This is a genomic window from Phocaeicola sp. GP0067 (assembly GCF_031119655.1).
GTDB lineage: Bacteria > Bacteroidota > Bacteroidia > Bacteroidales > Bacteroidaceae > Phocaeicola > Phocaeicola vulgatus.
The window spans coordinates 50496-65029 of sequence record NZ_JAVHZY010000017.1 but is presented as its reverse complement, the minus strand read 5'-3'; the positions used below and the strand labels follow the sequence as shown (position 1 = coordinate 65029).

General features: G+C 41.2%; 11 protein-coding genes and 2 pseudogenes. 3 read left to right on the top strand and 10 right to left on the bottom strand.

Annotation, left to right across the window (positions count from 1 at the left end):
- Positions 1-511: 511 nt before the first annotated feature.
- On the bottom strand, positions 512-1483 hold the full coding sequence (locus RE317_RS13535) for a DUF3089 domain-containing protein (RefSeq protein WP_117873171.1): 972 nt from the start codon (positions 1481-1483) through the stop codon (positions 512-514).
- A 3-nt stretch (positions 1484-1486) separates the two neighbouring features.
- Positions 1487-1921, bottom strand: a complete 435-nt coding sequence (locus tag RE317_RS13530) for a hypothetical protein (RefSeq protein ID WP_117853956.1) — start codon at positions 1919-1921, stop codon at positions 1487-1489.
- 81 nt (positions 1922-2002) lie between these two features.
- Between RE317_RS13530 and RE317_RS13525 the strand changes: the two are divergent.
- The 3 genes and pseudogenes from RE317_RS13525 to RE317_RS13515 all read left to right on the top strand — a co-directional run.
- A pseudogene (locus RE317_RS13525) lies at positions 2003-2300 on the top strand (IS982 family transposase); the annotation flags it as partial.
- 294 nt (positions 2301-2594) lie between these two features.
- On the top strand, positions 2595-3956 hold the full coding sequence (locus RE317_RS13520; RefSeq protein WP_117873169.1) for a hypothetical protein: 1362 nt from the start codon (positions 2595-2597) through the stop codon (positions 3954-3956).
- Between the two features lie 28 nt (positions 3957-3984).
- The gene (locus tag RE317_RS13515; protein ID WP_165859746.1) at positions 3985-4188 is read left to right on the top strand and encodes a hypothetical protein; all 204 of its coding nucleotides are present in this window, start codon (positions 3985-3987) and stop codon (positions 4186-4188) included.
- Positions 4189-4649: 461 nt separating this feature from the next.
- On the opposite strand, the pseudogene RE317_RS13510 reads toward RE317_RS13515, so the two are convergent.
- From RE317_RS13510 to RE317_RS13475, 8 genes and pseudogenes are all read right to left on the bottom strand, one after another.
- Positions 4650-4793: pseudogene (locus RE317_RS13510) on the bottom strand (AAA family ATPase); the annotation flags it as partial.
- Between the two features lie 241 nt (positions 4794-5034).
- The gene (locus RE317_RS13505) at positions 5035-6330 is read right to left on the bottom strand and encodes a PAS domain-containing sensor histidine kinase (RefSeq protein WP_005846258.1); all 1296 of its coding nucleotides are present in this window, start codon (positions 6328-6330) and stop codon (positions 5035-5037) included.
- A 22-nt stretch (positions 6331-6352) separates the two neighbouring features.
- Positions 6353-7708 (bottom strand): sigma-54 dependent transcriptional regulator, encoded by a 1356-nt coding sequence (locus RE317_RS13500; protein ID WP_016270096.1) that lies wholly within the window; start codon positions 7706-7708, stop codon positions 6353-6355.
- An 84-nt stretch (positions 7709-7792) separates the two neighbouring features.
- Positions 7793-9277 carry a TolC family protein gene (locus RE317_RS13495; protein ID WP_005846254.1) on the bottom strand — a complete coding sequence of 495 codons (1485 nt, stop codon included), beginning with the start codon at positions 9275-9277 and terminating at the stop codon, positions 7793-7795.
- Positions 9278-9430: 153 nt separating this feature from the next.
- The gene (locus tag RE317_RS13490; RefSeq protein ID WP_117873165.1) at positions 9431-10675 is read right to left on the bottom strand and encodes an ABC transporter permease; all 1245 of its coding nucleotides are present in this window, start codon (positions 10673-10675) and stop codon (positions 9431-9433) included.
- Positions 10676-10688: 13 nt separating this feature from the next.
- Entirely contained in the window at positions 10689-11945 is a 1257-nt protein-coding gene (locus RE317_RS13485; RefSeq protein WP_117873163.1) for an ABC transporter permease, read from the bottom strand.
- 22 nt (positions 11946-11967) lie between these two features.
- Entirely contained in the window at positions 11968-13239 is a 1272-nt protein-coding gene (locus RE317_RS13480; protein WP_117873161.1) for an ABC transporter permease, read from the bottom strand.
- A gap of 3 nt (positions 13240-13242) precedes the next feature.
- The gene (locus RE317_RS13475) at positions 13243-14523 is read right to left on the bottom strand and encodes an ABC transporter permease (RefSeq protein ID WP_005846246.1); all 1281 of its coding nucleotides are present in this window, start codon (positions 14521-14523) and stop codon (positions 13243-13245) included.
- Positions 14524-14534: the final 11 nt, after the last annotated feature.

The window sequence follows — 14534 nt, the reverse complement described above, 5'->3', positions numbered from 1 at the left end:
GAGCTTTTACGGGGACGGTCCGGCAGCGTTTCTGCCGGCTTTTCCGCATTTCAAGTCTTCTGAAAGCAAACGTTTCCCCACAGAGCGTACGCTTTCTCGTTATATTGCTATAACCATATAGCCATATAAAAATCTGTTATACCGCTATCAACATAGCTCCGTCTATCCCTATTCCGATATTACGCCCTACACAAGTCGCCATATCATGATATGGCGTTATCCGACTGTTTCGATACATTGCCGCCTTTTGTCATCCTAAACTCACGGCAGATAAGATTCGGGAACATCAAATAAGGACTTTTATCCTAAAACAATATAATAATTTGATAATAAAACCCTTACGAATGAAAATAAAAAAAGAGATTAAGCCCGAAACAGGACTTGATCTCCATTGAAAATCTTTCATAAGAACTTGCTAAGGTCAAGTAAATTAAGCACTTTTGTAGCTAAAGAGTTATTTAAAATCATGCAGGAAAACGCGAGTGGGCGATGGATTTTCGCCACCTAATCGTTACCTGCCCATTTTTTCCTGTTGAAAACTGCGAATGCGCTGACGCATATTCTTTTTCAGACAGTCGCTGTATACCCATGGCTCTATACCGTGATAATCGCCTGTATTCAATACATTGAGGATGTTAGGCAAATAAGAACCGTCAAACCCTTGTAGCACAAGTACCTTGTAATAAGGATCAACGGTCACCGTAATGGTATCGTTAAGCATTGCCGGAGTAGCATCTGTACACCAATTGACCGGATTGATGCACATCACATTGGGAGCACTGACTACGGACTTTATGTATTTGACATCCGAAACGGAATTGTAACAAATGGTGACTCCTGTGTCAATAGAGTCTGTTGCCGGTTTAATCCACGGTGCTTTCTCCACATCAGCAGGAGTAACCTTGTATCCCAACACGTATGCGGCAATCATCCGCTTACGTTCCTCTTCAGACAAGTGCTTCATCAATTCCACAACCGACTTTCCACCCTGACTGAATCCTGCCAGAATAAATGGACGACCTTGGTTATAATTTATGAGAAAATGGTGGAAAGCAGCTTTTACATCTTTGAAAGACACATCCATATATCTGCACGCAATGGTATCTTCATTGAGTGTCGCCCACGAATCAAGGGTAATATGTCTATAATGAGGAGAATAGAAGTTATTTCCCAATGCCATGTATTCAGCTACCTTGGCCATTTCGGTTTCCATGTGTACACGATGTTCGGGCAAAGATGGGTCTGCATAATGAGAAACAAGGCTGTCGGATGTTTTCCAATCAAACTCCCAAGTAGAAGGAATGTAAAACACATCGACACCATCGCCTTGGTCATTACGTTCGACATACCACATTTTCGATTCATTATAATCGGGAGCAGCCGGAACAAAGACCGCTGCTTCCCGGATTCCTTTCTGTATCTTGTCGCATCCGCAAACAAAGCAAACAAGAAGTAAAAGTGCACTGTAAACGACCTGCTTCATAAACTATTTCTTACGGTCGTAAATATCGCGAAACTCTCCTTTAATATTCTCGCCTGTTTCCGGATCGAGGGTTTCATCCGAGTAGAGATAGAAGCAATCGTTACTTTCAAACAAGATTTGTCCTCTCACAGTGCCATTGATGATATAATCATTGTTATCTTTCAAATTCCATTCAAATTTCTGCTCCATGTACTCACCTTTAAACGTCATAGTGATGAGTGCTTTTCCATCTTTATAGAATGTCTGCATGCCTTCAGCACCTACCTGTGTAGGCATATCTTTCCACTCCCCGTTTGTCTTTTCCTGTGTTGTACGATAAATCCATTCACCGATAAGACGTTCTGAGTTGCTCACCTTCCGATCTTTATCTTTGTTACAACTGCTGAAAGAGAGCGACACCATACATAAAAGAATTAAAATAAAAAATTTGCTGTTCATATTGATAAATTTAAAATTTGATTAATACATAACGCGTTGGCGGAATTAAATTTATAAAAGATCAATGAATAACAAGTTTGTATTTTACTGAAATTCAATACTTTGAAAGTAATAAACTTTTAACAAACAAATATTATATACATAACCAATGTGCAAAATTGGCAAAATTCCTGAACATATGCAAACCGGTAGCCGGTAATTTAATCAATAACGAAAATATACCAAGAAGAGCTATTCTCTAGTTCTCAGATCTTGATATTGTAGCGTTGAATATGATATCAGAAACAGCCAACATTGACAGTGAGTCTTTGTTGTTTGCAAAGTTGCTGAAATTAAGAGTAAGATCCCTAACATTATATCCCGTAGACAAGGCAATAACACAAATAGCAAAATAGTGACACAGGGATAAACTCGGCACAAGGTTATCTGGGAGTACCCTTAATGATTTTTTCAAATTTGTTAAAATTTCATTGACAGATCTCTCTTTTGATTATTTTTTTTGTAGATCTACAGTATTTTTAATAAACTTGCCATTGTTTTTAGTTAAACGGATAATTATAGCTCATGATTTTGGGGATTGCGAATTTAAAATTATTATAACTGACCGACTGATTAATATTATCATCCAATTATTTTAAAACAGTTTCTTGCTTTGTATTATTATATAAGATATATGAAATTAACAAATTTATTTTCCCGGATATTGACCGGGATGTGTTTGGCAGTCTGCTTGACAGCCTGTGAGAAGAATTATTATACCGAGGTTGTGGAAGAGGCTGATAACGAGGAAATTCCAATGAGGGATTTGCATGTAGAAGCATTGTCGCAGAGTTGGTTCGCAACCAGGGGAACTGATTATATCTCGCCACTTTTTACTTATCTGGCTCCAAGTATCAGTAAATATTATAAAATGGGAGACCGGTTTGAAGATATGGTACTTGCCTTTGATAATCCGGCTGCCGGGCAAGAAATCCATGTGACAATGAAAGCTTCAGCCCTCAATGAAGAGAGAACGGTATCCATGCTGACAACCGGAGACGAGCGTATCGAAATGTTTTTTCCTATCAAATGGAAATATGAAAAATTTTCTTCCATAAAATCAGCAATGCCTATTACGATGGAATGGGAAATCAGAATGAAAGAAAATATAATTTGTCAATATTCCAAACAATTTAATGTATCTCCCTTTCAAGAAGATCCATACTCTGTTTATTGGGAGCTGGATACTCCAGATGCTAAGGATTATGTTGCATATTTGAAAACGTTGGATTGGGGTGAATATCCTATTAGAGAAGATGGTGAAATATGCTATTTGTCTTTTGAGCCTTTTTTCTTTGGTTATGTTTCACCCAATAATCCTATGGTAAGTAGACTGAAACAGGAAGCAATGAGTGATATCGCAGACATAAAAGATGGATTTTTTGGTTATCAGTGGGGAAATGATTATGTCAAGGAGCAATTGGTTGCATTTTATTGGTTGATGAATAAATATGGAGTAGTATATTCTTTTGAGGGAACGCTCCTGTCTACTTTTGCCGAAGTGTTTAATAATGGCCAGGGATATTGTACCACGCTAACTTGCGCAATGGCAAGCCTTTGTCTGAGTGCAGGAATAAGTATTGAATTTGTCGAGATACCCGGACATATGTATCTTGTGGTTCTCGATCAGGAAGGTAATCCTTTATATCCTATGGATTGTACTGCTATTTGGAAACTGGACAAAACTTTACCTTTTGACAAACAAATAGAGATGAGCCGCGAATATTTTGAATATATGCTGGAACTGAGCAGGGCAGAGTATGAAGAGAATTTTCCTTTTATAGAAGCGCAGAGCCCTCGCTATTTTGTTTTTCCCATGACATCTATGGGATATAATAAGAGCGGCATCCCTTCCATTGACATGCCTTACATTTCCGGCAATGCACGTGGTGTTAATGAGAATATTCGTGTGACTTGCCGCAAAGCAGTGGAGCGTCCGAATTTTATCGGGGCAATTATTTCGCAAAAATTTGCTAAGGCCAAGAATGTTTACTAATTTTGTAATTGAAGAATCATTTGAAGTTATGCAGAAAAACGCAAGCGAGCAATGGATTTTCATCACCCAATCGTTACCTGTCTATTTTCTATGCTTCGTTTATCCTTTGATATTCAAAAAGTTAACAAGAGCTACACTATTTTTTCAAAAAGATCAAGAACTTTCAAAAAAAGATAACGGGCTTTTTAAAAAAGAACAAGAGCTTTTTTTAAAAGATAACGAGCTTTTTTAAAAACGTCTTGATCTTTTTACCCTGCATGAAATGCCGGGAACTTTACGATCACATTCCATAGAAGTACAAACCCTTTACGCACACTTTTTCTTCTCAAAAAGCCAAAAAACATCCTACTTTACATCAAGCCGGAATATCCTATAAAAAAGAATATATAACTGACAACAAGCATGTTATATGGAAAGATACTTCAAAACGTAGTGAGGGCATGAGGGATTAGTGAGAGCATAAGTGAGAGCAACTATTTTTACCACAACTACACAAATCATTCATGGTCAACATGTTACACATACAGTGAGAGTATGAGGGCATAAACGCTCCCAACTTTTTTGGATTTGGGCTTATAACGATGAATAAAATAATGTATCAAGCTATTTTATAACATTACTTGCTTATTCCAAACTACAGGATATTTTCAGGCTTGTCCGAATATTACCTCACCTCTTTCCGCCCTTCATACTACTTTTGCCGAAACGGCGCGGACGGCTGAAAAAATAGATACTTCCTCTACCCACCAACTGATAGATAAAATCGGTCTTGTCCACATAAACAGATCTGTTTTCACGGATTTGACTAAAAATTTGTATGCCGATAGGATATTTCATATTTTAATTATTTAGCACATAATATTGTGAAGATAAACCAAACGAACCGGTTTCATCCAATCCTGATTGAACATTTTTTATCGTGGACAGCCTAGCATAATAAAAAGGGTGTTTCATTTTGAACTGAGATTCCGAAAGAACCAACAGCACAAAAAGAAACACCCGAAAGACGTTTACTATACCCCCTCCCTTTGCACTTCCTTACGGAAGCATCGCGGCGTGGTAAAGTGGTAGAAAATCATCAGAAACGGATACGGAAACGGGTCAGTTTATCCGGATAGGTACGAAGAGAGAAAGTACACCCATGTTTTATCAAAACTTCACGAATAAAAATAAGACCGATACCCTGTCCGTTAGGCTTGGTGGAGAAAAAAGGACTGAACAGCTTGGTTTCCACCTCTTTACTGATACCGGCACCGGTATCAGCAATTTCCAACATCGTAGGTGATACGGAAGTACGGATAAAGATATCTCCTGTTTCCCCGATACTTTCAGCCGCATTCTTGATAATGTTGACCAATACTTGCTCAAACAGGGAAGTATCCATCATCACTTCGGGATTCTCTTTACATAAATTAAGATGCAGCGTAATCTTGCGGTTACGGCAAACCGTTTCCATAAATGTCTTGCAAGCGGCCACGCGGTCATTCAAGTCCACTGATTGTAATTGAGGCTCGGGAATCTTCACCACATTGGCGAAATTCGTGATAAAACGGCTCATGCTGTAGCAACGCTCTATGCAGACTTTCATCACTTCGCGCAAGTCTTCCGTATCCTCCATACATTCCAAGGCACCATCCACCGTATCAAGAGTAGAGGTAATGCCCGCAGTCGTATTATTCACCTCATGTGCTATCATACGGATCACTTTTTCGTATGCCTTTTTCTCTGCTTTCACCACCTCGGAAGTCAGACTTTCCACCAGAATAAACGGATGAGAAAAGCCTCTGTCAACAAAAGAAAGCCGGGAACAGCGGTAAATCATGGAGTCGCTCAGACGAATTGTTTCCGTAGTATCTTTGGGAATACGTTCTATTTCTTCGGCCAAAGGGGAAGCCAACTCGCACAGCAATCGGCCTCTGACTTCCTCTGACGAAGAATAATCCAAAAAACGAAGAGCTGCCGCATTCAGCATGGAAATATGTCCGTCCAGAGTCAGTATGACAACTCCCATGGGAGAAGCACTGACCAGCAGGTCAAGAAAATGATTCTGCTCACGCAACCGGAGACGCTCGTCTTTCAACTGCTCCATCATGCGGTTGAAAACCAACACAATGCGGTCGGCTTCCTTTTGTCCGACAGGAGTCAGCCTACTGCTGAAATCCTGCTCACGAAGAAGTTCCATACCGTTGCCGATGATATCAAGCGGTTTCACGACTTTGCGATAGAAATAAACCAGAAACACAAGACTGAATGTAATGACTCCCTCTCCTATATAAAACAGCGCACCGCGTTCCTTCAATGTAAGAACGAGCAGGATAGTCCATACTGCTGTCAACAGTAATGCTAAAAAGAAGAACAAGAATTTCAGTTTCATATTTTATCCGGTTCCGTTTTTGCTAATCATTCACTTGTATATTGTATTTCTCCAAACGGCGATAAAGAGCGGCCCGGCTGATTCCTAAGGCTATGGCAACCTGTGACATATTATTGTTATACTTTTCAAGCGTTTGCAGAATAGTCTGCTTTTCTATCTCCTCCAAGGTCATGCCTTGCAGATTCGTTGTCATCTTCTGTTCTATAGGATGCTGGTATTGTGATTTAAAATCATCCGCAGTCAATATTTCCTTTCCACTGACCAGCAAGGTACGTTCCACCAAATTCTTTAATTCACGGATATTACCCGGATAAGGCAAACGGCTCAAATAATCCATCGCTTCAGAAGTAAATTCCACTTTGGGAAGACCGTTCGATTCACATTGTTTGTCGGCGAAATGACGGACCAATAACGGAATATCCTCACGGCGTTCGCGTAATGCCGGAAGATGCACCGTAATTAAATTAATACGATAGAACAAATCCTCGCGGAAGGTGTGTTCCTGCACCATCTGCCGTAAATCGGCATTCGTCGCACTGACCACACGGATATCGACTTTACGGGGACGGCTGTCGCCCAAAACTTCAAAAGTCTGCTCTTGTAACACGCGAAGCAGTTTCACCTGACAGCTTAAATCCAAATCGCCAATCTCATCCAAGAAAATCGTACCCTTATCAGCCAGTTCAAAACGTCCTACCCTGTCGGATGTGGCATCCGTAAACGCACCCTTCTTATGACCGAACATTTCACTCTCGAACAAAGTATGAGAAATACCTCCCAAATTCACTTTCACAAAAGGTTTCTTGCTACGGGGACTGTTCAAATGCACCGCTTCGGCTATCAACTCCTTACCTGTACCACTTTCACCGGTAATCAAGACCGATGCGTTGGTACGCGCTATCCGCTTGATCGTGGCCAGCACATCCATCAGTGCCTTACTCTTTCCAATGATATGGCTACGGTTGAAGCCGTCATTATCTTCCACCGGAACCGCTGCTTTCTTATCTTGTGAAGTCAGTTCCAAAGCAGTTTCTATCCTTTGCATCAACGCTACGTTGTTCCAAGGTTTGGTAATAAAGTCGAATGCACCTGCCTGCATCCCTTGCACGGCAAGCTGGATACTTCCCCATGCCGTCATCAATATAACGGGAACATCGGGCCGGAACACTTTGACCTGTTTCAAAAGAGTCAATCCTTCTTCACCACTGGTGGACAGGGTGAAATTCATATCCATCAAGATTAACTGGGGTGCAACCGAACGGACTATTTCAATAGCCTCTTTAGGACCCGGTACGGCCTGCACATCATATTTCGCCCTTTTCAGCATAAAGCTCAGAGAAGAACGAATGGCACTGTCATCGTCTATAATTAATATCATAATGCTGCAAATGTAGAAATTATTATTTTAATAAGTACAAAGACAACCCCATTTTATATTCAAACAGAATTGAATAGTAAAATCCTATTGTTTGATAATCTTTTCGAAATCGGCATCAATATTAGTATTGGTATTGAAATCCCACAATGTCAAACTGCGCAACTGGTAATAATAGTACCAATAATAGAACAACTCATTGATATGCTTCTGACGAGCCTCATCTTTCTTTGTCTGGGAATCATTCAAATCCAATGTCGAGATTTTACCAACCATGAAGGTTTCCACATTGGTACTGTAACGTTTCTGGGCAATCTTGTCCGCATCGTCTGCTATCTGCAACTGGGCCTGCTGATTATTGAACTGTTCTACAAGGATAAACAGATTCTGATTGAAATTCATGGTTTCCTGACGTAACTTGCTTTCGGTCACATCGCGGTTACTTTGAGCAATCTTTACCTGACCACGACGTTTTCCCCAGTCAAGAATAGGAATCTTAAAACCGACTTCCACAATCTGGTTGTCTTTCAAACGGCGGTATGCACTATTAAATTCATTGTCTGTTCCTGTAAAACCTACCTGTGCATAGAGCTTGATTTCACGTAAATTACCTTTCGCCTTAGCCACTTCAAAATCTGCTTCCAACTGGCGGCGACGAATATTATGTGCAAATGAATTATTGGCAAGTGCTTTGTCCAAAACATCCGGATAGTTCAGCAAAACAGTCGGAATCGTTTCGGGAACAACCGGCTCCAGTTCCTCATCCTCTCCTAATGCCAGAAATGAACGGAGCTTGAACATATTACTTTTCAAGTTGCTTTCATTTTCAGTCAACGTAGAACGGGCATTCAATACATTCAGTTCCAATTGCAACAAATCATTTTCACTGATCTGCCCCATGCTACGCTTTGCCTTAGCCACTTCATACAGTTTATCTGCATTCTTCAGATTCTGTCGGGCAATGCCTACATTTTCCTTGGCCAACAACAAATTGAAAAAATAATTGATAGTAGTCATGGTTACCTCTTCGGTTGCAGTAAGAAATGCGGCTTTAGCTTCAGCGTATCTCACCGGTTCGATGCGGCGGTTCCATTTAATCGTATTCACTCCGAAAATAGGTTGTTCCAAAGTCAATGCCACAGGAACAGACATATATCGTTTTGATTTATCTCCATCCAGTTGTTTCAAGAAATCAAGAGAAGTATTCAATGAGAGTTTACCACCGGTCAACCAAATATTCTGATCGATAGAAACTTCACCATTCATTTCCATATAATTATTACGTACAAATGTATAAGCACCGTTATCCTGCTGATAAGAATTATACTTCTTATTATAGCTGGGAATAGTGGCTTCAAAATTCATTTCCGGAAGCAAATCCGCACGGAAAGTACGATATTCCCAATAAGCGGTTTTCAGCTCGTTTAAAGCTACGGCCGCATCTACACTTTGCACACGGGCAATAGTAATGGCTTCCTCCAAAGTGATGGCACGTCGCTTTTCTTGTGGCTGCGCTCCGGCAACCAACGATATGCCAAAGGCTAAAAATAGAGATATTACTTGTTTTTTCATTGCGTTATTATTCTTTTTATCAAAGGTAAGGCAAATGGTATGCCAAAAAACTATTTCACTGTTTTATAACACCTTACAACAAAAATGGAGTGTCCGAAATCGGACACTCCATTCATATACGAACACTGCTGATCATGTGACAATGAAATAACATTATTCATTATGCAACGCGTCTGCAGGCTCAATCCTCATCGCTTTCCGGGCGGGGAAATAAATGCCGAGCAAAATTATTATCCCCAACAACAGCATGGCCGACACAAAACAAAGCAAAAAACGTCCCCAAGCAGGTTCCATTAATGTATGCACAGTAAGATCCGCCATCTGCATATTCGCACAAACAAAAACAGCGGGAATGGCAGCCGAAACCAAGAGAAGGATGCCCTCAAGTACATAATAACCAAATACATTCATCCTACTGCAACCTAGTGCCATACGCAAAGCTATCTCACTTCGGTTTTTACGAGTCCGAAACCAGAAAGTACCCAGCATCCCTAAAAATATATTGAAAACAAAGAAAAGGATAACGGCATAGGTAGTATTCAGATAATTCACCGTTCCTTGCTCTATATCGAAAGCTTCCTTCATATCGCCATACGAATTTATATCGTATAAGTAATAAGGGCCGATAGATAATTTCCCTTGCATATCCTGCATAAAACGTTCGGTAAATCCCGGTATGGAATTAGAAGCCACACGCACCGCAATGTGATGCCAATAAGTCAGCGGCGAACTGGGAAGATAAATAAAAGGTTCGTAACGCTCGTACTCATCGGTCTTATGAGCAGGAAGTACCGCCATTACCTTATAATTAGTTTCCGGCTGCACACTATTCAGGAAATAAGGATTGAAACAAGTTTCCCCTACTCCATTGCGTCCGCTAAACAAGGAATCACTTAACGTTTCACTCATCAACACCGGCATGGGGTATTCATTCTTGTCCCAACGCTCCGCCTCAAATGAACCTGATAATGGCTGCAAGCGAAATACCTTGAAATAAGTAGGGCTGACATAACGGATGAAACAGCCTACCACATGAGTCGAATCCGAATGCGGAGCATATCCCTCATACATATTATTTCCCGTATAAGGTATTGTCCCATAATAAAAACAAGCTTCCTCCACCCCTTGATATTGTTTGATCAAATGATAGATTTGCTCCAAATATTCAGCAGAATGACTCATTAATACAGAATCATTTTGCAAAGCCGGCTTAATATTCAGTTGAATATCAAAAACATTCTCCGTGTCATATCCTTTAGACTGACGGGCAGCAACCTCATAATTATAAACCAGATCGATGCTGTACCATAGCAAGACAAGAACAACAACCAATTCAACCCACACCCATACATTAGCGTGCCTTTGGTTCCACATTTGTCTGAATAAACTCTTTATCATTTTTCCTTTCCTCCTATTCTCCTTTAATGGTAGTTGCAATATTACGATGTGTGACCATCCATACCGGAATCAATACCGACAATAAATTAAAAACAACACATACGCCGAAAACCAACACAAATAAAGCAGGATGCAACAACAAACCTCCATCCAGACTGATACCTGATAATTCTACCTCGCCGCTACCAAACAACCATACACGTCCCAGCCAAACCAAAACACACGAAAACAGATATCCTAAAATTCCACCCAAAAAGACCGTAAGCAGATTCTCTAAAAACAACCTCACCATAATGGAAATACGTGATGCGCCATACGCCTTGCGAACTGCAATTTCTGTCACACGCTCCTGCATTCGGGCATTGGTCATACCTGAGATATTAATAGCAGGAACAATCAGCAAGACCATCAATAACATACTGTAAACCAACGGTGCACTAATATCTTTTCCACGAAAAAAGGTGTATTCCGTATGAGTATAGAGTTCGTTCATCTCGAAAGCATATTCTGCCGTTGAACTATTCAAACGATCCTGCCGATACTGTACTTCAGTCCGTACCTCTGCAGGACGAGTATCCGGCAGCAGTTTGAGCAATCCCAGACGGATTCCTCCCAAGCCCCCTGTCCAAGTAGCATAATAGTCTTCATTTTCCAATGAGAAAGGAACAAAAGCATCAGCGTATGCTGTCTGGGAAATAGCATTGACATCTTTCACCACGCCTACCACTTTAGTAGGAAAAAAATTACTTTGATATTCTTTTCCTACCACATCCGTCGTGCCGAAAAGCTGCAAGGCCATACGCTCGGTTATCACACTGACCCACCGACGGGCATCATACTCCTCTTGTGTGAAAGGACGTCCCGCTATAAATTCATAATCAAAGAACTTAAACCAGTTATCAGCCACAGGCCGCACATAATAGTTGAATATCTCATTCGAAGCGGACAAGTTACAAGGGGTCTTGGAAACGCCACGATACCAAGTAACCTCTTTTACACCAGGAAGCTCTGAAAACAATGCTTCAAAAGCCTTGCGTCCCATACCGCTGTTCTGGTTGGTATGATCCAGCTTACGATAGGTCATTCCCGAACCTGTATACATCATATCGCTCCGATCACTTTCCGGAGCCATATCCATTGTACGGAAGTCATAAATCATCACTACTACCATAACAAAAGCGATAGTGACAGCTGTTCCTATAATACTGATTGTAGCATAAAAAGGATTCTGCCGTATCAGATTAAATGCTTGTAATAATAGCTGTTTCATTCGTTTTATCTCTTCATTTTATTTATTCTTCATGTAATGCCTCAGCCGGTTCGATACTCATGGCACGACGGGCAGGGTATCCTATTCCAATGACAATCATTCCAGCAATCAGAATAAAAGTGCCCAGAACCGTAATCGCAAAACGACCTGCCGTAAAAGGCATACGTGTAACTTCCACCAGTTCGGCATATCCCAAATTCCACGCCACAACCAATGCAGGAATAGCAGATATCAGCAATAACAAGACTCCTTCCCCCATCAGACGACCGCAGATTCCCCAACGGGTAGATCCTAAAGCCATACGCAACGCTATTTCGGCACGCCGATGCTGTGTCCGGAACCAGAAAGTTCCGATAATGCCTAGAAAGATATTCAGCAATAAGAAAAATATGATACAAAATTGCGTATTCAACTCATTCACCGAATCCGTTTCATAAGCTGTGCGTACATCACTCAAAGGAGTTATATCCAAAAGATATAGATTGCCCACCTGATATTGACGGTCGGCATCCACTATCAAACGGTCTATGAATCCATCATTCTGTCCCTCACGAACACGCAGGCAAACTTCTATATAAACCGTCTCACCTAAGGATTCCAACGCCTCATCTGTCAGGTACACAGCAGCATAACGGGAGCCGTAATCATCCGGAGCTGTAAAATGGTCATAACGGACCGGCTCGGTAAGAGCAGCTATAAAAAGATGCTCCGCCTCCGGCTCATTCCGCCAAACAGGCACCCTACGCCCTAAAAGTTCCTTACCATGCCAAGGTGCATCCTGATAAACATCGGCAATATTCACAGATAAGACCATGCCGGACGGTGTCAGTGCCTCAGCAAGGCTTTCACTACCCGAACCGTCTATATTGCGGTAACGGAATACATTAAAATACTCCGGAGTTATCCATCGTTTCAAACTACGTACCGGGACTGTATCCAGATAAAATGAAAAACTGTTTGCACCGTCATTATAAGGTATACAGTTTTGCGAGAGGCTGACTGCTTCCACATCCGGACGATGCGCAAGCCTGTTTACAATTTCATGCAAATCGGCAACATCTTCTTTCATAGTACGGCCAGGCTGATAAGCAGCCGCCTTCGAAGTCATCCGCTCAAAACGAAGAACATACGTATTTTCTATATCAAAGCCCATCGGCAAATTATAGATGCTCAACGTGACATATACCACATCCACAATATACCATAATATGACAAACACCACAAAAAGTTCCATCCACAGAAACGCATTGCTGCGGCGCTCGTTCCATATCTGTTTCAATAAATTCCTGTTCATGATCTAACGTTGGTTTAAAGCGTCCGTAATATTCATGCGCGATGCCCTCCAGGCAGGGATGCACGCTGACAGCAAATTCAAGAGCAGGCAGAAAATGAATGCGGCCAAGAATATCCAGGGACTGAACAACATATCTGCCGAAAGACTGGTTTCTCCTATTTGGGCACGGTTCTCGCTATTGGAAAATAAGAAATCATTCAATAAAAAAGTACATGCATAACTGAAAAGCATTCCTACTGCTCCGGCTATGAGCGTCAATAATAAATTTTCATAAAACACTTGCCTCAACAAGACATTGGCAGTAGCACCAAATGCCTTCCTCACTCCTATTTCCGACATACGCTTCCGCATACGGGACAAAGTCATGCTACTCAAATTTATAGCCGGTACCAGCAATAAAATAACAATCACCAGCAGGTAGTGCAAATAAGCTTCCTTCGCCTGTAACTCTCTTCCCCAGTGACGAAAGATAAAAGAGAAACGATCATCGGGTTGTCCACGATAAAAAATTTCGGAATCCTGCAATCCGTCATTGAATTTCTGACGCAGGCGTTCCGCCTCTTCTCTGATGGCAGGAAAATCTTTCTCCGAATGTGCCAGAATGACCACACGAAAAGTTCCCATCGCATTGTCATACCAGCACTTCCTGGCTATTTCTGTTGAATTGAAAGGTATCCAAATCTGTGCATAAGAAGAAACAGCCAGTTTGGATACGTCTTTCACAACACCCACTACCGTATAATCGGCCAAGTTGAGTTGGACCGTACGTCCTACCGCTTCTACCGTACCAAACAAATTCCGGGCCACAGAAGCACTAAGTACAACCTTAGGAAGTCCGCTTTCACTATCGGCAGCCGTAAACGGCTTTCCGGCAATAAAATCAAAAGAGAACACTTTCCAAAAGGTATCGTCAGTTTCAAGGTTATCCACTGTCATCATTTTTCCAGCAGGTACAGAAATACGCATCCTGCCTCCTGTAGACACTATAGTTACCGCCTCAGGAACAGTAAGTGCCTTAAAACACTCTTTAGCCACTGTGAGTGACATACAGCCGTTTGATGAATTATCACTGGTATCTCCTTTCTGATGAATAGACATCGCTTTCATATAAAGAGAACGTGAACGGTTCACCTCGGGCACACAATCCGTAATGCGTACTTCCAACACCAGGACAATGACCATGATCATACAAATAGCCAATGCCGTTCCTATGATAGAAACCAAGCTGATGAGCCTATTCTCACGAAGTTGGTAAAAAGCCTGTTTAATATATAGTTTTATCATGTTTGTGCTAT

Coding starts and splice junctions, on each gene's coding strand:
- RE317_RS13515 (WP_165859746.1), top strand. CDS start 3,985: ATGCAGAAAAACGCAAGCGAGCAATGGATTTTCATCACCCAATCGTTA.
- RE317_RS13480 (WP_117873161.1), bottom strand. CDS start 13,239: ATGAACAGGAATTTATTGAAACAGATATGGAACGAGCGCCGCAGCAAT.
- RE317_RS13490 (WP_117873165.1), bottom strand. CDS start 10,675: ATGATAAAGAGTTTATTCAGACAAATGTGGAACCAAAGGCACGCTAAT.
- RE317_RS13535 (WP_117873171.1), bottom strand. CDS start 1,483: ATGAAGCAGGTCGTTTACAGTGCACTTTTACTTCTTGTTTGCTTTGTT.
- RE317_RS13530 (WP_117853956.1), bottom strand. CDS start 1,921: ATGAACAGCAAATTTTTTATTTTAATTCTTTTATGTATGGTGTCGCTC.
- RE317_RS13485 (WP_117873163.1), bottom strand. CDS start 11,945: ATGAAACAGCTATTATTACAAGCATTTAATCTGATACGGCAGAATCCT.
- RE317_RS13475 (WP_005846246.1), bottom strand. CDS start 14,523: ATGATAAAACTATATATTAAACAGGCTTTTTACCAACTTCGTGAGAAT.
- RE317_RS13520 (WP_117873169.1), top strand. CDS start 2,595: ATGAAATTAACAAATTTATTTTCCCGGATATTGACCGGGATGTGTTTG.
- RE317_RS13505 (WP_005846258.1), bottom strand. CDS start 6,330: ATGAAACTGAAATTCTTGTTCTTCTTTTTAGCATTACTGTTGACAGCA.
- RE317_RS13495 (WP_005846254.1), bottom strand. CDS start 9,277: ATGAAAAAACAAGTAATATCTCTATTTTTAGCCTTTGGCATATCGTTG.
- RE317_RS13500 (WP_016270096.1), bottom strand. CDS start 7,708: ATGATATTAATTATAGACGATGACAGTGCCATTCGTTCTTCTCTGAGC.